Here is a 601-nt window from a genome sequence, read left to right as displayed (position 1 = left end):
GGTTGAATTACAGCTCTAACCCCAGCTTGTACCAATTTTTCAATACCATCTACAAAAGGAAAGAATGCATCTGAGGCTGCAACTAAATTATTATTCTGAAGATTAAATTTTTTCATTTTATTTATTGCTATTTGACAACTATCTAATCTGCTTGGTTGACCAGAACCAATACCAACAGTGGTTTCGTTTGATGCTAACACTATTGCATTTGATTTAACATATCTACATACATTAAAAGCAAAAATAAGATCTTTAAATTGTTTTGTTGTTGGTTTTCTTTTTGATACAATTTTGAAATTTTTGCTTGAAAATAAATTTAAGTCCTCTGATTGTATCATTATATCTTGGTTAAATGATACAAATTTAAGAAGTTCTTTTGATGTATAATTTGTTCCGTCAATTAATCTTAAGTTTTTTTTAGCTTTTAATATTTTGGTAGCACTGCTTTCAAATCCATTCGCGATAATTACTTCTAAAAATAATTTATTTAATTCTAAAGCTAAATTCTTAGTAATTTTAAAATTACAAGAAACTATTCCACCAAAAGCACTTACGGGATCACAAGAAAGAGCGGATTTATAACTTTCTAAATGATCTTTTT

Annotated in this window: 1 pseudogene; it reads right to left on the bottom strand. The window is 27.3% G+C overall.

Annotated elements, in window-relative coordinates:
• Window positions 1-601, bottom strand: a pseudogene (locus AMN83_RS00005) (bifunctional phosphoribosylaminoimidazolecarboxamide formyltransferase/IMP cyclohydrolase); the annotation flags it as partial.

Source organism: Candidatus Pelagibacter communis (genome assembly GCF_001180025.1).
GTDB classification, from domain to species: domain Bacteria; phylum Pseudomonadota; class Alphaproteobacteria; order Pelagibacterales; family Pelagibacteraceae; genus Pelagibacter; species Pelagibacter ubique_A.
Note: the sequence above shows the minus strand (reverse complement) of the source record. Positions and strands in the feature narration are given on the sequence as shown.